At 71.0% G+C, this 21,202-nt stretch carries 23 protein-coding genes; 21 read left to right on the top strand and 2 right to left on the bottom strand.

Annotated features, from left to right (window positions below; genetic code table 11):
* Positions 1 to 107 precede the first annotated feature (107 nt).
* The 13 genes from map to glmM all read left to right on the top strand — a co-directional run bounded on the left by map (position 108) and on the right by glmM (position 11,115).
* A complete protein-coding gene (gene map / locus ACZ5WG_RS25235) occupies positions 108 to 959 on the top strand; it encodes a type I methionyl aminopeptidase (RefSeq protein ID WP_468726105.1) in 852 nt (283 codons plus the stop codon).
* 140 nt (positions 960 to 1,099) lie between these two features.
* Positions 1,100 to 1,321, top strand: a complete 222-nt coding sequence (infA, locus tag ACZ5WG_RS25230) for a translation initiation factor IF-1 (protein WP_003956442.1) — start codon at positions 1,100 to 1,102, stop codon at positions 1,319 to 1,321.
* Positions 1,322 to 1,394: 73 nt separating this feature from the next.
* Positions 1,395 to 1,508, top strand: a complete 114-nt coding sequence (rpmJ, locus tag ACZ5WG_RS25225; RefSeq protein ID WP_003956441.1) for a 50S ribosomal protein L36 — start codon at positions 1,395 to 1,397, stop codon at positions 1,506 to 1,508.
* A gap of 199 nt (positions 1,509 to 1,707) precedes the next feature.
* Positions 1,708 to 2,088, top strand: coding sequence for a 30S ribosomal protein S13 (gene rpsM / locus ACZ5WG_RS25220; protein ID WP_007265919.1), 381 nt, complete (start codon positions 1,708 to 1,710; stop codon positions 2,086 to 2,088).
* Between the two features lie 54 nt (positions 2,089 to 2,142).
* Positions 2,143 to 2,547: a 30S ribosomal protein S11 gene (gene rpsK / locus ACZ5WG_RS25215; protein WP_003956432.1), complete on the top strand. Its 405-nt coding sequence runs from the start codon at positions 2,143 to 2,145 to the stop codon at positions 2,545 to 2,547.
* Between the two features lie 137 nt (positions 2,548 to 2,684).
* Positions 2,685 to 3,707 (top strand): DNA-directed RNA polymerase subunit alpha, encoded by a 1,023-nt coding sequence (locus tag ACZ5WG_RS25210; protein WP_008739666.1) that lies wholly within the window; start codon positions 2,685 to 2,687, stop codon positions 3,705 to 3,707.
* A gap of 79 nt (positions 3,708 to 3,786) precedes the next feature.
* A complete protein-coding gene (gene rplQ, locus ACZ5WG_RS25205; protein WP_030154710.1) occupies positions 3,787 to 4,248 on the top strand; it encodes a 50S ribosomal protein L17 in 462 nt (153 codons plus the stop codon).
* Between the two features lie 109 nt (positions 4,249 to 4,357).
* Positions 4,358 to 5,209, top strand: coding sequence for a tRNA pseudouridine(38-40) synthase TruA (gene truA, locus ACZ5WG_RS25200; protein WP_468726104.1), 852 nt, complete (start codon positions 4,358 to 4,360; stop codon positions 5,207 to 5,209).
* Positions 5,210 to 5,286: 77 nt separating this feature from the next.
* Positions 5,287 to 6,906, top strand: a complete 1,620-nt coding sequence (locus ACZ5WG_RS25195; RefSeq protein ID WP_468726103.1) for an ABC-F family ATP-binding cassette domain-containing protein — start codon at positions 5,287 to 5,289, stop codon at positions 6,904 to 6,906.
* A gap of 185 nt (positions 6,907 to 7,091) precedes the next feature.
* Positions 7,092 to 8,390 carry a glycosyltransferase family 87 protein gene (locus ACZ5WG_RS25190; RefSeq protein WP_468726102.1) on the top strand — a complete coding sequence of 433 codons (1,299 nt, stop codon included), beginning with the start codon at positions 7,092 to 7,094 and terminating at the stop codon, positions 8,388 to 8,390.
* A 231-nt stretch (positions 8,391 to 8,621) separates the two neighbouring features.
* Complete coding sequence (gene rplM / locus ACZ5WG_RS25185; RefSeq protein ID WP_266664718.1) at positions 8,622 to 9,065, top strand: 50S ribosomal protein L13; 444 nt, start codon at positions 8,622 to 8,624, stop codon at positions 9,063 to 9,065.
* 42 nt (positions 9,066 to 9,107) lie between these two features.
* Positions 9,108 to 9,623, top strand: coding sequence for a 30S ribosomal protein S9 (gene rpsI / locus ACZ5WG_RS25180; RefSeq protein ID WP_030230680.1), 516 nt, complete (start codon positions 9,108 to 9,110; stop codon positions 9,621 to 9,623).
* Positions 9,624 to 9,756: 133 nt separating this feature from the next.
* A complete protein-coding gene (gene glmM / locus ACZ5WG_RS25175) occupies positions 9,757 to 11,115 on the top strand; it encodes a phosphoglucosamine mutase (protein ID WP_468726101.1) in 1,359 nt (452 codons plus the stop codon).
* Between the two features lie 62 nt (positions 11,116 to 11,177).
* Here the strand turns inward: glmM and coaA are convergent, their stop codons facing one another.
* A complete protein-coding gene (gene coaA / locus ACZ5WG_RS25170) occupies positions 11,178 to 12,170 on the bottom strand; it encodes a type I pantothenate kinase (protein WP_030298237.1) in 993 nt (330 codons plus the stop codon).
* 364 nt (positions 12,171 to 12,534) lie between these two features.
* Between coaA and ACZ5WG_RS25165 the strand changes: the two genes are divergently transcribed.
* From ACZ5WG_RS25165 to ACZ5WG_RS25130, 8 genes are all read left to right on the top strand, one after another.
* Positions 12,535 to 13,305 carry a hypothetical protein gene (locus ACZ5WG_RS25165; RefSeq protein ID WP_468726100.1) on the top strand — a complete coding sequence of 257 codons (771 nt, stop codon included), beginning with the start codon at positions 12,535 to 12,537 and terminating at the stop codon, positions 13,303 to 13,305.
* Positions 13,306 to 13,436: 131 nt separating this feature from the next.
* Entirely contained in the window at positions 13,437 to 15,284 is a 1,848-nt protein-coding gene (gene glmS / locus ACZ5WG_RS25160; RefSeq protein ID WP_468726099.1) for a glutamine--fructose-6-phosphate transaminase (isomerizing), read from the top strand.
* Between the two features lie 130 nt (positions 15,285 to 15,414).
* Entirely contained in the window at positions 15,415 to 15,783 is a 369-nt protein-coding gene (locus ACZ5WG_RS25155; protein ID WP_468726098.1) for a holo-ACP synthase, read from the top strand.
* A 35-nt stretch (positions 15,784 to 15,818) separates the two neighbouring features.
* Positions 15,819 to 17,213, top strand: a complete 1,395-nt coding sequence (locus ACZ5WG_RS25150; RefSeq protein ID WP_468726097.1) for an NAD(P)H-hydrate dehydratase — start codon at positions 15,819 to 15,821, stop codon at positions 17,211 to 17,213.
* A 99-nt stretch (positions 17,214 to 17,312) separates the two neighbouring features.
* Complete coding sequence (alr, locus tag ACZ5WG_RS25145; protein WP_468726096.1) at positions 17,313 to 18,449, top strand: alanine racemase; 1,137 nt, start codon at positions 17,313 to 17,315, stop codon at positions 18,447 to 18,449.
* An 18-nt stretch (positions 18,450 to 18,467) separates the two neighbouring features.
* Positions 18,468 to 19,679 (top strand): alpha/beta fold hydrolase, encoded by a 1,212-nt coding sequence (locus ACZ5WG_RS25140; RefSeq protein WP_468726094.1) that lies wholly within the window; start codon positions 18,468 to 18,470, stop codon positions 19,677 to 19,679.
* Positions 19,603 to 20,187 carry a tRNA (adenosine(37)-N6)-threonylcarbamoyltransferase complex ATPase subunit type 1 TsaE gene (gene tsaE, locus ACZ5WG_RS25135; RefSeq protein ID WP_468726093.1) on the top strand — a complete coding sequence of 195 codons (585 nt, stop codon included), beginning with the start codon at positions 19,603 to 19,605 and terminating at the stop codon, positions 20,185 to 20,187. Before ACZ5WG_RS25140 ends, tsaE begins: the two co-directional genes overlap by 77 nt.
* A 162-nt stretch (positions 20,188 to 20,349) precedes the next feature.
* Positions 20,350 to 20,535 (top strand): hypothetical protein, encoded by a 186-nt coding sequence (locus ACZ5WG_RS25130; protein ID WP_468726092.1) that lies wholly within the window; start codon positions 20,350 to 20,352, stop codon positions 20,533 to 20,535.
* Positions 20,536 to 20,630: 95 nt separating this feature from the next.
* On the opposite strand, the gene ACZ5WG_RS25125 is transcribed toward ACZ5WG_RS25130, so the two are convergent.
* Complete coding sequence (locus tag ACZ5WG_RS25125; RefSeq protein ID WP_468726091.1) at positions 20,631 to 21,191, bottom strand: hypothetical protein; 561 nt, start codon at positions 21,189 to 21,191, stop codon at positions 20,631 to 20,633.
* Positions 21,192 to 21,202 lie beyond the last annotated feature (11 nt).

The raw sequence follows: 21,202 nt of genomic DNA, 5'->3' as shown, positions 1-21,202 counted from the left end.
CGGGTTCGTGAGACGTCAGCCAATAATTGAGGAACCACAGCGGAGAGTAACCACCTCCGCGAGAGCGGCGGCGGTTTAGCCGCACAAAGACGCGGAAGGCACTTCCCATGGTCCAGATCAAGACCCCCGAGCAGATCGCGAAAATGCGCGAGGCGGGGCTGGTCGTCGCCGCGATCCACGCGGCGACCCGCGAGGCGGCCGTGCCGGGCGCCACGACGCGGGATCTGGACATGGTGGCCCGCAAGGTCATCGCGGATGCCGGGGCCAAGTCGAACTTCCTCGGCTACGGCGGCTTCCCCGCGACGATCTGCACCTCGGTGAACGAGGTCGTCGTCCACGGCATCCCGGACGACAAGACGGTCCTCAAGGACGGCGACATCATCTCGATCGACGCCGGCGCGATCATCGACGGCTGGCACGGCGACGCCGCGTACACGGCCTTCGTGGGCACCGGTCACGCTCCGGAGCTCGTCGAGCTCTCCCGGGTGACCGAGGAGTCGATGTGGGCCGGCATCGCCGCCATGAAGCTCGGCAACCGCCTCGTGGACATCTCCAAGGCGATCGAGACGTACATCAAGCGGCAGCCCCGCCCCGCCACCGGTGACCACAGCCTCGGCAAGTTCGGGATCATCGAGGACTACGGCGGCCACGGCATCGGGTCCGAGATGCACATGGACCCCCACCTGCTGAACTACGTCTCGCGCAAGCGGGGCAAGGGCATCAAGCTGGTCCCGGGCGTCTGCCTGGCGATCGAGCCCATGGTCTCCCTGGGCACGCCCCAGACGGAGGTCCTGGCGGACGACTGGACGGTCATCACGACGGACGGCACCTGGTCCTCGCACTGGGAGCACTCCATCGCCCTGACGGAGGCCGGGCCCATCGTCCTGACCAGCCCGGACTGCGGCAAGGCGAAGCTGGCGGAGTACGGCGTCACGACGGCTCCCGACCCGCTCGCTTAATGATCTACGCTGTGGGGCAAACTTTCCGGATTCGTCTTTCTGGGTGCCCTGACGTAGACTGACTCGTCGGCTCCTTTGCACCCGCATGTCCTCATGTGAAGCAGGGAGCTGATCAAGGTAGCCGATTCGAAGGGCGAAGCGTGGCCAAGAAGCAAGGTGCCATCGAAATCGAGGGCACCGTGATCGAGTCCCTCCCGAACGCGATGTTCAAGGTGGAACTGCAGAACGGTCACAAGGTCCTCGCGCACATCAGCGGCAAGATGCGTATGCACTACATCCGCATCCTCCCGGATGACCGGGTCGTTGTGGAGCTGTCTCCGTACGACCTGACGCGTGGCCGGATCGTCTACCGATACAAGTAGATCTTGTCCTCACTCCTGCCTGGGCGCACGTCCCGGTGCGGGTGGTGGCACTGACCCGGAGAACCTCACCAACATGAAGGTCAAGCCGAGCGTCAAGAAGATCTGCGACAAGTGCAAGGTGATCCGCCGTCACGGTCGGGTCATGGTCATCTGCGACAACCTGCGCCACAAGCAGCGCCAGGGCTGACGCACGCCGACCGACCTGCACTACGCAGTTCTTCGCGCGACGTAAGAAAACGTAAATACGCAGAACCCGCCCAGCCCTGAGAAGGGCCGGCGGCACCTCCGGCGGGGGCCGGGGACCCGGACGTACCACCACCCATCAGGTGTGGTCGGCGGTCGGGAGTGGTTCTGCGGAAGACCCCCGAACACACAGGAGCCATTGAATGGCACGCGTTTCCGGTGTTGACATCCCGCGCGAAAAGCGTGTGGAGATCGCACTCACCTACGTCTTCGGTATCGGGCGCACCCGGTCCAAGGAGATCCTCGCCTCCACCGGCGTGAACCCGAACACCCGCGTTCGTGACCTGGCCGAAGAGGACCTCGTCAAGATCCGCGAGTACGTGGACGCCAACCTCCGTACCGAGGGTGACCTCCGCCGCGAGATCCAGGGCGACATCCGCCGCAAGATCGAGATCCAGTGCTACCAGGGCATCCGCCACCGTCGTGGCCTGCCGGTGCACGGTCAGCGCACCAGCACGAACGCGCGTACCCGCAAGGGCCCGCGTCGCGCGATCGCCGGTAAGAAGAAGCCGGGCAAGAAGTAGTCCTGTTCAGCGGTCTTGCGCTGTAGGACCGACCACCTCCCGTAGGAGATTTAGATGCCCCCCAAGGGTCGTCAGGGCGCTGCCAAGAAGGTGCGCCGCAAGGAAAAGAAGAACGTCGCTCACGGGCACGCCCACATCAAGAGCACGTTCAACAACACGATCGTCTCGATCACGGACCCCTCGGGCAACGTGATCTCCTGGGCCTCCGCCGGCCACGTCGGCTTCAAGGGCTCGCGCAAGTCCACCCCCTTCGCCGCGCAGATGGCCGCCGAGTCGGCCGCCCGCCGCGCGCAGGAGCACGGCATGCGCAAGGTTGACGTCTTCGTCAAGGGTCCCGGCTCCGGCCGCGAGACCGCGATCCGCTCCCTCCAGGCCACCGGCCTCGAGGTCGGCTCGATCCAGGACGTCACCCCCACCCCGCACAACGGCTGCCGCCCGCCGAAGCGCCGCCGCGTCTGACGCAGCGACGCCTGTGCGTCTTTGAGTGTCCGGGCGGTACGACCCCTTCGGGGGCCGTGCCGCCCGTACCCTTGCAGTACCCAGCAGTACATGTCGGGCGTCAAATAGTGGGCGTCCACGACTGAAGGAACACAGACATGCTTATCGCTCAGCGTCCTTCGCTGACCGAAGAGGTCGTCGACGAGTACCGCTCGCGGTTCGTGATCGAGCCGCTCGAGCCGGGCTTCGGCTACACCCTCGGCAACTCGCTGCGCCGCACGCTCCTGTCCTCGATCCCGGGTGCCGCTGTCACCAGCATCCGCGTGGACGGCGTCCTGCACGAGTTCACCACCGTGCCCGGTGTCAAGGAAGACGTCACCGACATCATCCTCAACATCAAGCAGCTGGTCGTCTCCTCGGAGCACGACGAGCCGGTCGTGATGTACCTGCGCAAGCAGGGTCCCGGCCTGGTCACCGCTGCCGACATCGCGCCCCCGGCCGGTGTCGAGGTGCACAACCCGGACCTGGTCCTCGCCACGCTCAACGGCAAGGGCAAGCTGGAGATGGAGCTGACCGTCGAGCGCGGTCGCGGCTACGTCTCCGCCGTCCAGAACAAGCAGCTGGGCCAGGAGATCGGTCGCATCCCGATCGACTCCATCTACAGCCCGGTCCTCAAGGTCACCTACAAGGTCGAGGCGACCCGAGTCGAGCAGCGCACCGACTTCGACAAGCTGATCGTCGACGTCGAGACCAAGCAGGCCATGCGCCCGCGCGACGCCATGGCGTCCGCCGGCAAGACCCTGGTCGAGCTGTTCGGTCTGGCCCGCGAGCTCAACATCGACGCCGAGGGCATCGACATGGGCCCGTCCCCGACGGACGCCGCCCTGGCCGCCGACCTGGCGCTGCCGATCGAGGAGCTCGAGCTCACCGTTCGGTCGTACAACTGCCTCAAGCGCGAGGGCATCCACTCCGTGGGTGAGCTCGTCGCCCGCTCCGAGGCCGACCTGCTCGACATCCGCAACTTCGGTGCGAAGTCGATCGACGAGGTCAAGGCGAAGCTGGCCGGCATGGGCCTGGCCCTCAAGGACAGCCCGCCCGGATTCGACCCGACCGCCGCCGCCGACGCCTTCGGCGCCGACGACGACGCGGACGCCGGTTTCGTCGAGACCGAGCAGTACTGAGACTTTCCCGGGGCAGCCGCCCCGGGGGAACTGACACCGGTACCTGACACGGCCGGTGCAGATATGAAGGAGTAACACCATGCCGCGTCCCGCAAAGGGTGCCCGTCTGGGCGGCTCCGCCGCGCACGAGAAGCACCTTCTCGCGAACCTCGCGAAGGCGCTCTTCGAGCACGGCCGCATCACCACCACCGAGGCCAAGGCCCGTCGCCTGCGTCCCTACGCCGAGCGTCTGGTCACCAAGGCCAAGAAGGGCGACATCCACAACCGTCGCCTGGTGCTGCAGACGATCACGGACAAGAGCATCGTGCACACGCTGTTCACCGAGATCGCCCCGCGCTACGAGAACCGCCCCGGTGGTTACACGCGCATCACCAAGATCGGCAACCGTCGTGGCGACAACGCCCCGATGGCCGTGATCGAGCTGGTCGAGGCCCTTACGGTCGCCCAGCAGGCCACCGGTGAGGCCGAGGCCGCCACCAAGCGTGCGGTCAAGGAGGCGGAGGCTGTCGAGACCCCCGCCGAGGAGACCAAGGAGGCCTGATCCCCCGGGATCACGCTTGCTTGATCGGCTCTGAACGGGCCCGCCCCTTCCCGGGGCGGGCCCGTTCTGCGTTTTCTGACGTTCTGCAGCTTCTGAGAGGATCTGTCACGTGAGTGACGAGGTGGAGCCCGGGCACGTCCGGGTGCGGCTGGACCTGTCGTACGACGGCAAGGACTTCTCCGGCTGGGCGAAGCAGCGCGTGCTGCGGACCGTGCAGGGCGAGCTGGAGTCGGCCCTGCAGACCGTGATGCGGCTGCCGGACCCGGTCGAGCTGACCGTGGCCGGGCGGACCGACGCCGGCGTGCACGCGCGCGGGCAGGTCGCCCAGTTCGACCTGGCCGAGGAGGTGTGGGCCGAGCACCACGACAAGCTGCTGCGCCGTCTCGCGGGCCGGCTGCCGCACGACGTACGGGTGTGGAAGGCCGCCGAGGCCCCGGTGGGCTTCAACGCCCGGTTCTCCGCCATCTGGCGCCGCTACGCCTACCGCGTCGGCGACCACCAGGGCGGCGTCGACCCGCTGCGCCGCGGGCACGTGCTGTGGCACCAGTGGCCGCTCGACGTGGACGCCATGAACGAGGCCGCCGCCCCGCTGCTCGGCGAGCACGACTTCGCCGCGTACTGCAAGAAGCGCGAGGGCGCCACGACCATCCGCACCCTCCAGCAGCTCAGCTGGGAGCGGGCCGAGGACGGGATCATCACGGCGACCGTCCGCGCCGACGCCTTCTGCCACAACATGGTCCGCTCGCTGGTCGGCGCCCTGCTGCACGTCGGGGACGGGCACCGGCCGGCCGACTGGCCCGGCAAGGTCCTGCGGGCCGCCGTACGGGACTCCTCGGTGCACGTCGTGAAGCCGCACGGGCTCACCCTGGAGGAGGTCGGCTACCCGGCGGACGAGCTGCTGGCCGCCCGCAGCAAGGAAGCGCGCAACATGCGCATCCTCCCGGGCGCCGGCTGCTGCTGACCGGCTCCGGCCCCTCCGCCCCCGACCGGTCCCAATCCGTTTGGGCGGATCGGCGCCGGGCCTGGACAATGCCCGGCATGGGACATCTCGAAGCCAGCCACCTGGAGTACTACCTTCCCGACGGGCGGGTGCTGCTCCCCGACGTCTCCTTCCGCGTGGGGGAGGGGTCGGTCGTCGCCCTCGTAGGGGCGAACGGGGCCGGCAAGACCACCCTGCTGAAGCTGATCTCCGGTGACCTCCAGCCGCACGGCGGCGGGGTCACCGTCAGCGGCGGCCTCGGCGTGATGTCGCAGTTCGTGGGCTCCGTACGGGACGAGACGACCGTACGGGACCTGCTGGTCTCGGTGGCCCAGCCCCGGATCCGGGCCGCCGCGAAGGCCGTCGACCACGCCGAGCACCTGATCATGACGGTGGACGACGAAGCCGCCCAGATGGCGTACGCGCAGGCGCTCAGCGACTGGGCCGACGTACAGGGCTACGAGGCGGAGACCCTGTGGGACGTCTGCACCATGGCCGCGCTGGCCATCCCGTACGACACGGCGCAGTTCCGCGAGGTGCGCACGCTCTCGGGCGGTGAGCAGAAGCGGCTGGTCCTGGAGGCCCTGCTGCGCGGGCCGGACGAGGTGCTGCTGCTCGACGAGCCGGACAACTACCTGGACGTCCCGGGCAAGCGGTGGCTGGAGGAGCAGCTGAAGGCCACCCGCAAGACCGTGCTCTTCGTGTCGCACGACCGGGAGCTGCTGTCCACCGCCGCCGAGAAGATCATCAGCCTGGAGCCGAGCCCGATGGGCACGGACGTCTGGGTGCACGGCTCGGGCTTCGGCACGTACCACGAGGCCCGCAAGGAGCGCTTCGCGCGCTTCGAGGAGCTCAAGCGCCGCTGGGACGAGGAGCACGCCCGCCTGAAGGCGCTGGTGCTGCGGCTGCGCAACCAGGCGGCGAGCAGCCCCGACATGGCCTCGCGCTACCGGGCGATGCAGACGCGCTTCCAGAAGTTCGAGGAGGCGGGCCCGCCGCCCGAGCCGCCGCGCGAGCAGGACATCCGGATGCGCCTGAAGGGCGGCCGGACCGGCGTGCGCGCGCTGACCGTGGAGAACCTCGAGCTCACGGGCCTGATGAAGCCGTTCTCGCTGGAGGTCTTCTACGGGGAGCGGGTCGCGGTGCTCGGCTCGAACGGCTCCGGGAAGTCGCACTTCCTGCGGATGCTGGCGGGCGAGGACGTCAAGCACACGGGCGACTGGAAGCTGGGCGCCCGGGTGGTTCCCGGACACTTCGCGCAGACCCACGCGCACCCCGAGCTGTTCGGCCGCACGCTGGTCGACATCCTGTGGACGGAGGCCGCGAAGCCGCTCGGCGCCGCGATGGGCGTCCTGCGCCGGTACGAGCTCGAGCGCCAGGGGGAGCAGCCGTTCGAGAAGCTGTCGGGCGGCCAGCAGGCACGTTTCCAGATCCTGCTGCTGGAGCTGGCGGGCACCACGGCGCTGCTGCTGGACGAGCCGACGGACAACCTGGACCTGGAGTCCGCGGAGGCGCTGCAGGACGGCCTGGAGTCGTACGAGGGCACTGTGCTGTGCGTCACGCACGACCGCTGGTTCGCGCGCACATTTGACCGTTTCCTGGTCTTCGGCTCGGACGGTGTTGTACGAGAGACTCAGGAACCCGTTTGGGACGAACGTAGGGTCGAGCGGAAGCGCTGAACGGGCTTCGGCCCTCGTTCGACGGACGGAGTCCGGCGCAGCCGTGCGAAGCCCTTGAGGCCCCCTGGGGCCGAGGGGTGCGAGGGCGGCGGTGGGAACGGGTCTCAGGAACCCGTTTGGGACGAACGTAGGGTCGAGCGGAAGCGCTAGGGGGAGCCCCCCCGGCGGGTCGATCGGGAGGCGTTGTGCGGCTGCGGCCTGGCACCTGGCTCAGGGGATGGGACACCGTAAGGGATCCGGCGTTCGGGCACCGGCTGGTGGTCTGGCTGCTGCGGCCGGCGTCGGGGCCCTGGCAGGCCGTGGCCCTGGCCGTGGTGCTCGGCATCGCGGTCTCCACCAGCCTGCGGGAGAACTGGGGCTCGGACAACGCCTTCGTGGTCAAGGCCGCGCGGACGCTGCTGGACGGCGGCTCCCCGTACGAGGACAAGCGATTCCTGTACCTGCCGAGCGCCGTGCTGATGGCGGTGCCGGAGGCGCTGCTGCCGCAGACGGCGCTGCGCTGGCTGCTTCCGGTGGGGATGTCCGCCCTGCTGGCCATCGGGTGGTGGGCCGCGCTGCGGCTGTTCTCGGTGCCGGCGCGCTCCCGCTTCGCGGTCGGCGGGTTCGCGGCGCTGGCCCTGGCCTACAAGCCGTACGTGAACCTCGTGCTGATCGGCAACTGGACCGCCATCTCGGCGGCTGCGCTGCCCGTGGCGCTGCTGCTGGCGCAGCGGCGGTCCTGGGCGGCCGCCGGGCTGGTGGTGGGGCTGGCCATCGCCTGCAAGCCCATGCTGGTGCCGGTCGGACTGCTCTTCGTACTGGCCCGGCAGTGGCGGGGACTGGCCGTGGCCGTGCTGGTGCCGCTCGGGGTGTCGCTGCTCGGGGCGCTGATGATGCCGAGCCCGACGCTGTTCTTCACCAAGACGCTGCCGTTCCTGCTCCGGGGGCAGGATGCGTACGCGTTGCCCTGGGACGCCTCGCCGATCGCGGTGCTGCCGCGGCTGGGGCTGCCGGAGCCGGTGGCGGTGCTGCTCGCGGGGGCGGGGGCGCTGGGCGGGCTGGCCGCGGCGTGGCGGAGGTGGCGTCGTACGGACGGTCCGGGGGATGCGGACGGCGGTGAGCTGCGCCTCGCGGAGACGGCCTGCTTGGTGATGCTCGCCGCATTCCTGGTCTCCCGTCCCTCCTTCGACCACTACCTCCTGGTGGTGCTGCCGCTGCTGCTGGCCTCGGGGGTGCGGCCCGGCTCGATGCCCCGCTCGCCCTGGTTCTGGCTGGCCCTGACGCCCCAGGTGGCCCTGGTCCCGTGGCCTTCGGAGCTGGCCCACAAGCGGCGCGCCTTCAAGGACTGCGCCACCCTGTGCGGGCTCGCGATTCTGCTGGTGCGTCGTGCGCTGCGCTCCGGTCGGGTTACTCTGGAGCCTGTAACAACTGCGGGGTCCCCACCCAGGACCGAACCGGAGTGCGCCGCGACGCCAGCAGAATCGGCATCGCGGACCGCGTTTTGACCCGTACGGGTCTGCTTGGGTATCCTGCTGGTTTGTTATGCGTATTGGCTTGCTCATTCTCACGTGAAAGGGCCTTACGCCGGTCCACCGGACCGATGACCAGCGGTTCACACGGGTTGCGTCCCTGATGTGAACGAGGGCTGTCGTGATCGTCCGTGGTGACCCTGTCAGGACCTTCCCGTGGGGCTTGCGCCCGTGGGATACCACCACTGAAGAAGCGAAGGCATACGCGTGCGTACGTTCAGCCCCAAGCCCGGCGACATCTCGCGCCAGTGGCTCGTCATCGACGCCCAGGACGTTGTCCTCGGCCGTCTGGCGACCCAGGCCGCTGCCCTCCTGCGGGGCAAGCACAAGCCGACCTATGCGCCTCACATGGACATGGGTGACTTCGTCGTCATCATCAACGCCGACAAGGTTCACCTGTCCGGCAACAAGGCGACCCAGAAGATGGCGTACCGCCACTCCGGTTTCCCGGGCGGTCTGCGTTCCGTGCGCTACGACGACCTCCTGGCGAACAACCCGGAGAAGGCCGTCGAGAAGGCCGTCAAGGGCATGCTCCCCAAGAACACCCTGGGCCGTCAGATGCTCTCGAAGCTGAAGGTCTACTCGGGCGACCAGCACCCCCACGCTGCCCAGCAGCCGGTGCCGTTCGAGATCACCCAGGTCGCGCAGTAGTTCCGGCCACCCCCTAAGACGTAGAAAATTCTGAGGAGCATCGTGGCCGAGACCACCGCCGAGACCCCCGTCGAAGAGTTCGAGGGCGTCGAGGAGTACACCACCGAGTCTGAGGTCGTCGTCGAGGGCGACTACACCTCCGAGTCCCTTGCCGGCCGCTTCGGCGACCCGCAGCCGGCCGCCGGCCTGGGCCGTCGCAAGAACGCCATCGCCCGCGTCAGGATCGTTCCGGGCACCGGCAAGTGGAAGATCAACGGTCGCACCCTTGAGGACTACTTCCCCAACAAGGTGCACCAGCAGGAAGTCAACGAGCCGTTCAAGCTGCTCGAGCTCGACGGTCGCTACGACGTCATCGCCCGCATCGCGGGTGGCGGCGTCTCCGGTCAGGCCGGCGCCCTGCGCCTCGGTGTGGCCCGCGCCCTGAACGAGGCCGACGTCGACAACAACCGCCCGGCGCTGAAGAAGGCCGGCTTCCTCTCCCGCGACGACCGTGCGGTCGAGCGCAAGAAGGCCGGTCTCAAGAAGGCCCGTAAGGCCCCGCAGTACAGCAAGCGTTAATCTGCGCCTGCTGTTCAGCAACAACCGCCCCGGCAGCACTCTCCGTGCTGCCGGGGCGGTTCGTTTACCGCCACAAGCGGCAAATACATGTCACAAGCGGTCACAAACGAAGCGTGAACTCGGGAGGACAACAGTGGGACAACTCTTCGGGACGGACGGTGTACGCGGCGTCGCCAACGCGGATCTGACGGCTGAGCTCGCGCTCGGTCTCTCCGTGGCAGCTGCCCACGTACTCGCCGAGGCGGGCACCTTCGCGGGCCACCGGGCGACCGCGGTCGTCGGCCGCGACCCCCGCGCCTCCGGCGAATTCCTGGAGGCCGCGGTCGTCGCGGGCCTCGCGAGCGCGGGCGTGGACGTCCTGCGCGTCGGTGTGCTGCCCACCCCGGCGGTGGCGTATCTCACCGGTGCGCTGGGTGCCGACCTCGGCGTGATGCTCTCCGCCAGCCACAATGCGATGCCGGACAACGGCATCAAGTTCTTCGCCCGCGGCGGCCACAAGCTCGCCGACGAGCTCGAGGACCGCATCGAGGCCGTGTACGACGAGCACCGCACCGGTGCTCCCTGGGACCGGCCCACCGGCTCCGGCGTCGGCCGCGTCTCCGACTACGACGAGGGCTTCGACAAGTACGTCGCGCACCTCATCGCAGTCCTCCCCAACCGCCTGGACGGGCTCAAGATCGTCCTGGACGAGGCGCACGGCGCCGCCGCCCGCGTCTCGCCCGAGGCCTTCACCCGGGCGGGTGCCGAGGTCGTCACCATCGGCGCCGAGCCGGACGGCCTCAACATCAACGACGGCTGCGGCTCCACCCACCTGGGTCTCCTCAAGCAGGCCGTGGTCGAGCACGGCGCCGCCTTCGGCATCGCGCACGACGGCGACGCGGACCGCTGCCTCGCGGTCGACGGCTCCGGCGCGGAGATCGACGGCGACCAGATCCTCGCGGTGCTGGCGCTGGCCATGCGCGAGGCCGGCCAGCTGCGCGGCAACACCGTCGTCGGCACCGTGATGTCCAACCTCGGCTTCAAGCTGGCCATGGAGGGCGAGGGCATCCAGGTCGTGCAGACCGGCGTAGGCGACCGGTACGTGCTCGAGTCGATGAAGGAGCACGGCTACGCCCTCGGCGGCGAGCAGTCCGGCCACGTGATCATCCTCGACCACGCCACGACCGGCGACGGCACGCTGACCGGCCTGATGCTGGCGGCGCGCGTCGCGGCCACCGGCCGGTCGCTGGCCGACCTGGCGGGCGTCATGCAGCGGCTGCCGCAGGTGCTGATCAACGTCCCCGACGTGGACAAGTCCCGGGTCGGGACCTCCGCCGAGCTGGCCGCGGCCGTCGCCGACGCCGAGCGCGAGCTGGGCACCACCGGCCGGGTGCTGCTCCGTCCGTCGGGCACCGAACCGCTCGTCCGGGTGATGGTCGAGGCCGCCGACATCGAGCAGGCCCGCGCGGTCGCCGGGCGGCTCGCGGACGTCGTGAAGTCGGCGCTCGGCTAGGAAGTCCGGCTCGTACGTCGGCCCCGTCCTCCCGTGGATCGCGGAGGGCGGGGCCGACGGCGTCAGAGCTTGCGGAGGCTGAGCTTCTGCACCTTGTGGTCCGGGCCCTTGCGCACGACGAGGGTCGCGCGGCCGCGGGTGGGGGCCACGTTCTCCAGGAGGTTGGGCTTGTTGATGGTGCGCCACATGGTCTGCGCGTACTCCATGGCCTCCTCCTCGGAGACCTGGGTGTACTTGCGGAAGTAGGAGAAAGGATTCTGGAAGGCGGTCTCGCGCAGCTTCCGGAACCGGTTGAGGTACCAGCGCTCGATGTCCTCGGGGCGGGCGTCCACGTACACGCTGAAGTCGAAGTAGTCGGCGAGGCCGACGCGCGTGCGGCCGTCCTTGCCGGGCAGGGCCGGCTGGAGGACGTTGAGCCCCTCGACGATCAGGATGTCCGGGCGGCGTACGACGAGCTGCTCGCCCGGGACGATGTCGTAGATCAGGTGCGAGTAGACGGGGGCCGTCACCTCGTCCTTGCCCGCCTTGATGTCCGCGACGAAGCGGGTGAGCGCGCGGCGGTCGTACGACTCCGGAAAGCCCTTGCGGGAGGTGAGCCCGCGGCGCTGGAGCTCCTTCATGGGGTACAGGAAGCCGTCGGTGGTGACCAGCTCGACGCGGGGGTGCTCGGGCCAGCGGGCCAGCAGGGCCTGGAGCAGACGGGCCACGGTGGACTTGCCGACGGCGACGGAGCCGGCGACCCCTATGACGAACGGGGTGCCCTGCTGTGCGCCGTGGCCGTTGCCGGCGTCGCCGAGGAAGGTGTTGAGGGTGCCGCGGAGGTTGCTCGTGGCGCCGACGTAGAGGTTGAGGAGGCGGGAGAGCGGGAGGTAGACGTCCCGGACCTCGTCGAGGTCGATGACGTCGCCGAGACCGCGCAGTCGCTCGACCTCGTCGGCGGTGAGGGGGAGCGGGGTGCGCTCGCGCAGCGCGCTCCACTCGTCCCGGGTGAGGTCGACGTACGGAGAGACCTCGGCCCGGCGGTGAGGTCGCTCGGGACGGTCGGGGCGCTCCATCGCGCTGTCCGGCGTGCTTCGTGGCGGCGAAGTGATCACAGGGCCATTGTCGTGGTTCGGGGGCGGTTGTGGGTGGTGTGGTCGGTCACGTGCCGGGTGCCCGGGGCCGTCGCAGCGGTGTCTGCGGGGTGTCGTGCAGTGGTTCCCGTGCCGGTCTCGAGCCGGCTGCGAGCCGGGCTGGGCCGGGGCTAGGGCTGGAGCGGGGCCGGCGCCGGGGTACTGGATCTCGGCCCGGTCACGATTGGCCGCATACGGCGGAAAATGGACTGGCCATGATCGGACCGCCCCGTAGATTTGCTGATCACCGCGGCTCTCTTTCTGCTGCCGCTGTTGTCGTTGTTGTGTGTTCTGGGGGAGATCCTTCGTGCGTAGCACCCTTGTCCGTCGTACCGTCCTGACCGCCTCCGCGGTGTCCCTGGCCCTGCTGTCCACCGCCTGCGGTTCCGACAAGGCGGACGACAAGAAGCCGGACGCCAAGCCGTCCGCCGCCGCGTCGTCCGCGGCTCCGGCGGCGAAGGGCAAGACGGACACCGAGCTGGCCGCCGTGATCGTCGCTCAGGCCGATCTGCCCGACCACCAGTTCAAGGCGGCCACGCCGGCCGAGGCTGCGGCGGGGGCCTCGGCCACCAGTGACAAGCCCCAGTGCGTGCCGCTGGTCAAGGCTCAGGCCATGGGGGCCGTCGGCACGTCCACCGGCACCGCGCGGACCAAGGTCGTCGCGAAGCCGAAGGAGCAGGCGGCGAGCCAGAGCCCCGAGGACAAGCTGAAGGGCTTGATGGACGCCCTCGGTACCACCGCCACCGCCGTCACCCTCGCCTCGTACGACGGCAAGGGCGCCGAGGAGGCCTTCGCCAGCCTGAAGACCGCGGGCACCGCGTGCGCCGCCGGCTACACGGCGAGCGGGGAGGGCCAGGCCGGCAAGGTCACCAAGGTCGGCGCCGGCGCTCCCGTCACCGCGGGCGACGAGGCGCTCGCCTACACGGTGGAGGGCGACGCGGAGGGCGAGAAGTTCACGACGCAGCTCGTCGTCGTGCGCAAGGGCAACACGCTCGCGACCTTCTCGGCCCTGAGCCTGAGCGGTGCGGCTGAACAGCCGAAGGCCGTCGTCGACGCGCAGGCGAAGAAGCTCGGCTGACAGCCCGGCCGACCCCGGGCCCGCAGGGCCTTCGAACAACGTGACTCCCGCCCCGGCGCATTCGCCGGGGCGGGTTTTTCGTCTTGTTCAGGTACGGGGCAGGCGGCCGGGTTCCGCGTACGCTGCGCCGTATGTGCGGAATTGTGGGTTACGTGGGAGCGCAGTCGGCGCTCGATGTGGTCATTGCCGGACTCAAGCGGCTCGAGTACCGCGGCTACGACTCGGCGGGCGTCGCCGTGCTCGCGGACGGGGGGCTCGTCGCGGCCAAGAAGGCCGGGAAGCTGGTCAATCTGGAGAAGGAGCTGGTCGGGCACCCGCTGCCGACCGGTTCCACGGGACTCGGGCACACCCGCTGGGCCACCCACGGCGGGCCCACCGACGCCAACGCCCACCCGCACCTGGACAACGCGGGCCGGGTGGCCGTCGTGCACAACGGCATCATCGAGAACTTCGCCGCGCTGCGCGCCGAACTGGCCGAGCGAGGGCACCGGCTGGAGTCCGAGACGGACACCGAGGTCGTCGCGCACCTCCTGGCGGAGCGGTTCGGCGCCTGCGGGGATCTCGCGGAGGCCATGCGGCAGGTGTGCCGGCGGCTGGAGGGCGCGTTCACGCTGGTCGCGGTGCACGCCGATGCGCCGGACGTGGTGGTCGGGGCGCGCCGGAACTCCCCTCTGGTGGTGGGCGTTGGGGAAGGTGAGAACTTCCTCGCCTCGGACGTGGCCGCGTTCATCGCCCACACCCGGTCCGCGATCGAGCTGGGGCAGGACCAGGTCGTCGAGCTCCGCCGCGACGGGGTCACGGTGACCGACTTCGCCGGTGCGCCCGCGTCCGTGCGGGCGTACCACGTCGACTGGGACGCCTCGGCGGCCGAGAAGGGGGGGTACGACTACTTCATGCTCAAGGAGATCGCCGAGCAGCCGAAGGCCGTCGCCGACACCCTCCTGGGCAGGATCGACGCGAGCGGCTCGCTGACCCTGGACGAGGTACGCATCCCCGTCTCGGTGCTCAGGGAGGTCGACAAGGTCGTGATCGTGGCGTGCGGTACGGCGTACCACGCGGGCATGATCGCGAAGCTGGCCATCGAGCACTGGACCCGCATCCCGTGCGAGACGGAGCTGGCGAGCGAGTTCCGCTACCGCGACCCGATCCTGGACCAGCGGACGCTGGTGGTCGCGATCTCGCAGAGCGGCGAGACCATGGACACCCTGATGGCGCTGCGCCACGCGCGCGAGCAGGGGGCCAGGGTGCTGGCCATCTGCAATACGAACGGGTCGACGATCCCGCGCGAATCGGATGCGGTGCTGTACACGCACGCCGGTCCCGAGGTGGCCGTCGCCTCGACCAAGGCGTTCCTGACGCAGCTGGTGGCCTGCTATCTGGTCGCGCTGTACCTCGGGCAGGTCCGGGGTACGAAGTGGGGCGACGAGATCGAGGTGGTGATCCGCGAGCTGTCCGACATCGCCGCGGCTGTCGACACCGTACTGGAGACCATGGAGCCGGTCCGGGCGCTGGCGCGGTCCCTCGCCGACAAGAACACCGTGCTGTTCCTCGGGAGGCACGTCGGGTACCCGGTGGCCCTGGAGGGCGCGCTCAAGCTCAAGGAGCTGGCGTACATGCACGCCGAGGGCTTCGCGGCGGGCGAGCTCAAGCACGGCCCGATCGCACTGATCGAGAACGACCTGCCGGTGGTGGTGGTCGTGCCGTCGCCGCGCGGGCGCTCCGTACTGCACGACAAGATCGTGTCGAACATCCAGGAGATCCGGGCGCGCGGGGCGCGGACCATCGTGATCGCGGAGGAGGGCGACGAGGCGGTCGTCCCGTACGCCGACCACCTGATCCGGATCCCGGCGACGCCGACGCTGCTGCAGCCGCTGGTGGCGACGGTGCCGCTGCAGGTCTTCGCGTGCGAGCTCGCGACGGCGCGGGGGAACGAGGTGGACCAGCCGCGTAATCTCGCGAAGTCGGTGACGGTGGAGTGAGCGCAGCGAGCGGAGCCGGTCGCCGACGATGAGGCGCAGTGGTGACGGTGGAGTGAGCGCAGCGAGCGGAGCCGGTCGCCGACAATCAGGCGCAGTGGTGACGGTGGAGTGAGCGAAGCGAGTTGGCGTTGTGATTATCGGTGTGGGGATCGACGTTGCCGAGATCGAACGGTTTGGTGAGGCGCTGGAGCGGACGCCGAACATGGCCGGGCGGCTGTTCGTCGAGTCCGAGTTGACGCTGCCGAGCGGCGAGCGGCGCGGGATCGCCTCGCTCGCCGCCCGGTTCGCGGCCAAGGAGGCCCTCGCCAAGGCGCTCGGCGCGCCCGGCGGGATGCTGTGGACCGACGCCGAGGTGTACGTCGAGGAGACCGGGCAGCCGCGGCTGCGGGTGTCGGGGACGGTCGAGGCCAGGGCGCTGGCGCTGGGCGTGAAGTCCTGGCACATCTCCCTGAGCCACGACGCGGGTGTCGCCTCCGCCGTGGTGATCGCCGAAGGATAGGGCCGGCCCTTCGGGGTTTCGGGCACGCTGGTGCCATGCGTACTGCTTACAGCGTGGAGACCGTACGGGCCGCCGAGCGGGAGTCGATGGCCAGGCTGCCGGAGGGCGCCCTGATGCAGCGTGCGGCGGCCGGGCTGGCCGCCGTGTGCGCGGGCCTGCTGCGCCGGGTGTACGGGGCGCGTGTCGTCCTGCTCGTCGGGCCCGGGGACAACGGCGGCGACGCCCTGTACGCGGGCACCCGGCTGGCCCGGCGCGGCGCCGCGGTGACGGCGGTGCCGATGGATCCGGAGCGGGTGCACGCGGGCGGGCTGCGGGCGCTGCTGGCCGCGGGGGGCCGGGTCGCACCGGGCGTTCCCGGCCGGGCGGACCTCGTACTGGACGGGCTCGTCGGCATCGGCGGGCGCGGCGGGCTGCGGCCGGCCGCGGCCGAGCTGGTGGAGCAGATCCCGGCCGGTGCGGTCGTGGTCGCGGTGGACCTGCCGAGCGGGGTCGACGCGGACACCGGGGAGGTGGCCGGGCCGGCCGTCCGGGCCGATGTCACGGTGACCTTCGGGGCGTACAAGCCGGGGCTGCTCATCGACCCGGGGGCTTCGCGCACGGGCGCGCTGCGCCTGGTGGACATCGGGCTCTCGCTGCCGGAGCCGGACGCGGAGGCGTTGCAGCACGCCGATGTCGCGGCGCTGCTGCCGGCTCCGACGGCGTCGAGCGACAAGTACCGGCGGGGCGTGGTCGGCATCGTCGCCGGGTCGGTCCAGTACCCGGGCGCGGCGGTGCTCGCCGTCGCCGGGGCGCTGCGGGGCGGCGCGGGCGCCGTGCGGTACGTCGGGCCGGCGGCGGACGCGGTGCTGGCGCGGTACCCCGAGACGCTGATCGGGCGGGGCCGGGTGCAGGCGTGGGTGGTCGGTCCGGGGCTGGGGGAGGGCCGGGCGGCGGAGGTCGCGGAGGTCCTGGCCGACCCGGTCCCGGTGCTGGTGGACGCGGACGGGCTGCGCGGGCTGGACCCGGAGGTGCTGCGGGCCCGGCCGGCCGAGACGCTGCTGACCCCGCACGCGGGGGAGGCGGCGGCGCTGCTGGGGGTGCCCCGGGAGGCGGTGGAGTCGGCCAGGCTGTCGTCCGTACGGTCGCTGGCGGCGCGGTACGGGGCGACGGCCTTGCTGAAGGGCTCGACGACGCTGGTGTCCCGCGGCGGCGGCCCGGTCCGGGTCAACCCGACGGGAACCGCTTGGCTGGCGACGGCCGGCAGCGGTGACGTCCTGTCGGGCCTGGCCGGTTCTCTGCTGGCCTCGGGCCTCCCGGCGGTCGACGCCGCTTCCGTCGCGGCGTACCTCCACGGGCTGGCGGGGCGCCGGGCCGCCTCCGGAGCCCCGCTCCTCGCCCAGCAGATCGCGGAATCGCTCCCGGAGGCCTGGCGTGGCATCCGGAACCCGTGACTGCCCCCGAGTGGTCCCAACGGGGGTGAAATATCCCGGTATGCAGGGTCGGGACGGCGGTCGCGCAGGCCAGGGCCGGGCTCTGAGAGACTGGGGGCGATGAACGAGACACCGACGCGCGTGTACGCCGAGATCGATCTGGACGCCGTACGGGCGAACGTGCGCGCACTGCGCGAGCGGGCGCCCGGGGCCGAGTTGATGGCCGTCGTCAAGGCGGACGCCTACGGCCACGGCGCGATCCCCTGCGCCCGCGCGGCTCAGGAGGCCGGTGCCACCTGGCTCGGAACCGCCACCCCCGAGGAGGCGCTCGCCCTGCGCGCCGCCGGGATCAGCGGGCCGGTCATGTGCTGGCTGTGGACCCCCGGCGGGCCCTGGCAGGCGGCCGTCGAGGCCGACCTGGACATCTCCGTCAGCGGGATGTGGGCCCTCGACGAGGTACGCAAGGCCGCGCACGCCGCCGGCCGCCGGGCCAGGATCCAGCTCAAGGCCGACACCGGCCTCGGCCGCAACGGCTGCCAGCCCGCCGACTGGGCGGAGCTCGTCGGCGCGGCCGTCGCCGCCCAGGCCGAGGGCACCGTCAAGATCACCGGCGTCTGGTCCCACTTCGCCTGCGCCGACGAACCCGGCCACCCCTCCATCGCGCTCCAGCTGACGGCGTTCCGCGACATGCTGGCGTACGCCGAGAAGGAGGGCGTGGAGCCTGAGGTCCGGCACATCGCCAACTCGCCCGCGACGCTGACGCTGCCCGAGAGCCACTACGACCTCGTGCGCTGCGGCATCGCCGTCTACGGCGTGTCCCCGGCCCCCGAGCTCGGCACCTCCCAGGAGCTGGGCCTGCGGCCCGCCATGACCCTCAAGGCCTCCGTGGCGCTGGTCAAGGCCGTGCCCCCGGGCCACGGGGTGAGCTACGGGCACCACTACGTCACCGAGGCCGAGACGAACCTCGCCCTCATCCCCGCCGGATACGCCGACGGCATCCCCCGGCACGCCTCCGGCCGCGGGCCGGTCTCCGTCGGCGGGAAGGTCCGCCGCGTCGCCGGGCGCGTCGCCATGGACCAGTTCGTCGTCGACCTGGGCAGTGACCTGGTACGGGCCGGGGACGAGGCCGTCATCTTCGGCAGCGGCGAGCACGGCGGGCCCACCGCCGAGGACTGGGCTCGAGCGGCAGACACCATCGCCTATGAGATCGTCACCCGTATCGGGGTGCGCGTTCCCCGGGTCTACCTGGGCGGCTGAGGGCTGAGTGAGGACGGCGTGAGCGAGAACTGGCGCAAAGCCGGCTGGGCCGGCGCCGCGATCGGCGTGATAGCCGCAGGCGCGGCCGCCGGCGTCGCGGTCGAACGGATCACGGTCGGGCGCGGCATGCGCCGCAAGGCGCGCCTCGCGCTCGACGCCACCGGGGACTACGGCTCCCTGCGCGGCACCGCCGGAGCCTGCTACGCGGAGGACGGCACCGAGATCTACTACGAGGTCGACGAGCTGCCCGAGGGCCCGAAGAAGCGGCCCCGGCTGCGCCGCAAGGGCCCGGCCGCCCCGACCGTCGTGTTCTGTCACGGCTACTGCCTCGGCCAGGACTCCTGGCACTTCCAGCGCTCCGCCCTGCGCGGACTGGTCCGCGCCGTCTACTGGGACCAGCGCAGCCACGGCCGCAGCGCGCGCGGGTTCTCCCAGGCCGACGGCGAGCGCGTGACCATCGACCAGCTCGGCCGCGACCTGAAGGCCGTCATCGACGCCGCCGCGCCCGAGGGCCCGCTGATCCTCGTGGGCCACTCGATGGGCGGCATGACGATCATGGCGCTGGCCGAGCAGTTCCCCGAGCTGATCCGCGACCGGGTGATCGGCGTGGGCCTCGTCGGCACCTCCAGCGGGCACCTCGACCAGGTGACGTACGGGCTGCCCTCGGTGGGCATGGGCGCCGTGCGCCGCATCCTGCCGCCCGTGCTCAGGGCGCTCGGCTCGCAGGTGGAGCTGGTGGAGAAGGGACGCCGGGCCACCGCCGACCTCTTCGCGGGCATGATCAAGATGTACTCGTTCGGCGCCCCCCGAGAGGTGGACCCGGGCGTCGCGCGCTTCGCCGAGCGGCTCATCGAGGCCACCCCGATCGACGTGGTCGCCGAGTTCTACCCGGCCTTCCAGATCCACGACAAGAGCGCCGCCCTCCAGCGGTTCGCCGACATCCCGGTCACCGTCATCGCCGGCGACCGCGACATGGTCACCCCGGCCGCGCACAGCCAGGCCATCAAGGACGCGCTGCCGGCCGCGGAGCTCGTGGTCCTGGAGTCCGCGGGGCACCTGATGATGCTGGAGTACCCCGAGACGGTGACCGGGCTGCTCACCGACCTGCTGGCGCGCACCGGTGCGGTGCCCGCAGCGGCTAACGTTGGCGGGCATGGAAGAAGTACCGCTGGAAGCGCGAGCGCCGCGCAGTCAGACACCGCAGCGTCAGGCACCGCAGCAGGCAGCTGAGGCGGCCGGCGCCGAGGCGCGCATCACCGTCGACTCGCCCGAGGCCATGCAGGAGCTGGGCCGCACCCTCGCCGGCCTGCTCCGCCCCGGCGACCTCGTCCTGCTGACCGGGGAGCTCGGCGCGGGCAAGACAACGCTGACCCGGGGCCTGGGCGAGGGGCTGGGCGTACGGGGCGCCGTGACCTCGCCGACCTTCGTGATCGCCCGGGTGCACCCCTCGCTGCGCGGCGGGCCGGCGCTGGTGCACGTGGACGCGTACCGGCTCGGCGGCGGGCTGGACGAGATGGAGGACCTGGACCTCGACGTCTCGCTGCCCGAGTCCGTGGTCGTCGTGGAGTGGGGCGACGGCAAGGTCGAGGAGCTCTCCGAGGACCGGCTGCACGTGGTGATCGCCCGGGCGGTCGGCCACGAGGAGGTCCTGGACGACGTACGGCAGGTCTCGGTGCGCGGGATCGGGTCGCGCTGGTCCGGGCCGGGGGCACTGGCGGCGCTGGCCCCGGTGCGCTAGGGCCCAGGGGCGCCGCGGGGGCGACCGTGGTGGGCACCGCGGGAAAACGTACCGACAACTCGTCGGCAAGATATTGCGCCGATGGAGTCGCGCGTGGTGACATGGTACGGAGGGCTGGTTAGGCCTGCCTAAGTACGGGCCGGCCCGGGCCAGGAGGCAGCCATGTCCGCAGCAGGAGTGCAGCGCGACCCCCGCTCGTCCGTCGTGTCCATGGGGGCGTTGCTCGCCGCGGGCGCGGCCGCCACCGCGGTCTCGACGCCACCCGCGCGGGAGCACGCCCCGGACGCGCCCGAAGGCACCGGGGCCGACGTACGCGAACAGGCCGCCCCGGAGTCCGAGGCGGCCTGAGAGGCCCGCAATACGCGGTGGCCCGCACGTCCGGTAGCCCGTTTGTAGCCCGTTCGGGTGAATCCGCAGCGGGCCCGCCGGTCAGGCGCGGGGCGTCAGGGGAGGACGACGACCTTCGAGTTGATCGTCGCGAAGGCCCACATCGCGTCGCCGTCGGTCCGCGTCATGCGGATGCCGCCGGTCTTCTTGTTCGGGTCGGGCTCCGGCATCTGGCCGTCCACCCGGGAGCTGAACCCGACCACGACGCCGTCCGCCGTGGCGAACCGTACGACGTGCTCGATCGGCACCCCGTCCGAGCCGGTGACCGCGCCGGAGCGCGAGTTCACCAGGTACGTGCCCGGCTTCGGGTGCGCCGTGCTCGGCTTGACCGGGAACGACTTCGGCTCCTGCCCGCTCTCGCCGACCAGCCACACCCGCTTCAGGCTCACCGAATACACGACGCGCGAGCCCGTACCCGATTCGGCCGGCACGGCCACCGGCTTCGCCGCGTCGGCCGCGTGGGCGGACGGGACGGGGGAGGGCGCCGCCGAGGCCGGCGGGGCAGCCTGCGGGGGGTGCGCGGGCGCGGTCGCAGAGGCCTGGTAGCCGAGGAAGCCGACGGCGGCCAGTGCCGCCACGGTGAGCCCGGCCACGATTCCCGAGCTGCTGCGTGCCACCTTGCTCCACC

This window comes from Streptomyces sp. NPDC032745 (genome assembly GCF_055579465.1).
This window is presented reverse-complemented; position numbering and strand designations above follow the sequence as displayed.

Coding starts and splice junctions, on each gene's coding strand:
- map (WP_468726105.1), top strand. CDS start 108: ATGGTCCAGATCAAGACCCCCGAGCAGATCGCGAAAATGCGCGAGGCG.
- rpmJ (WP_003956441.1), top strand. CDS start 1,395: ATGAAGGTCAAGCCGAGCGTCAAGAAGATCTGCGACAAGTGCAAGGTG.
- rpsM (WP_007265919.1), top strand. CDS start 1,708: ATGGCACGCGTTTCCGGTGTTGACATCCCGCGCGAAAAGCGTGTGGAG.
- rpsK (WP_003956432.1), top strand. CDS start 2,143: ATGCCCCCCAAGGGTCGTCAGGGCGCTGCCAAGAAGGTGCGCCGCAAG.
- ACZ5WG_RS25210 (WP_008739666.1), top strand. CDS start 2,685: ATGCTTATCGCTCAGCGTCCTTCGCTGACCGAAGAGGTCGTCGACGAG.
- rplQ (WP_030154710.1), top strand. CDS start 3,787: ATGCCGCGTCCCGCAAAGGGTGCCCGTCTGGGCGGCTCCGCCGCGCAC.
- ACZ5WG_RS25195 (WP_468726103.1), top strand. CDS start 5,287: ATGGGACATCTCGAAGCCAGCCACCTGGAGTACTACCTTCCCGACGGG.
- coaA (WP_030298237.1), bottom strand. CDS start 12,170: ATGGAGCGCCCCGACCGTCCCGAGCGACCTCACCGCCGGGCCGAGGTC.
- glmS (WP_468726099.1), top strand. CDS start 13,437: ATGTGCGGAATTGTGGGTTACGTGGGAGCGCAGTCGGCGCTCGATGTG.
- ACZ5WG_RS25150 (WP_468726097.1), top strand. CDS start 15,819: ATGCGTACTGCTTACAGCGTGGAGACCGTACGGGCCGCCGAGCGGGAG.
- alr (WP_468726096.1), top strand. CDS start 17,313: ATGAACGAGACACCGACGCGCGTGTACGCCGAGATCGATCTGGACGCC.
- tsaE (WP_468726093.1), top strand. CDS start 19,603: ATGGAAGAAGTACCGCTGGAAGCGCGAGCGCCGCGCAGTCAGACACCG.
- ACZ5WG_RS25130 (WP_468726092.1), top strand. CDS start 20,350: ATGTCCGCAGCAGGAGTGCAGCGCGACCCCCGCTCGTCCGTCGTGTCC.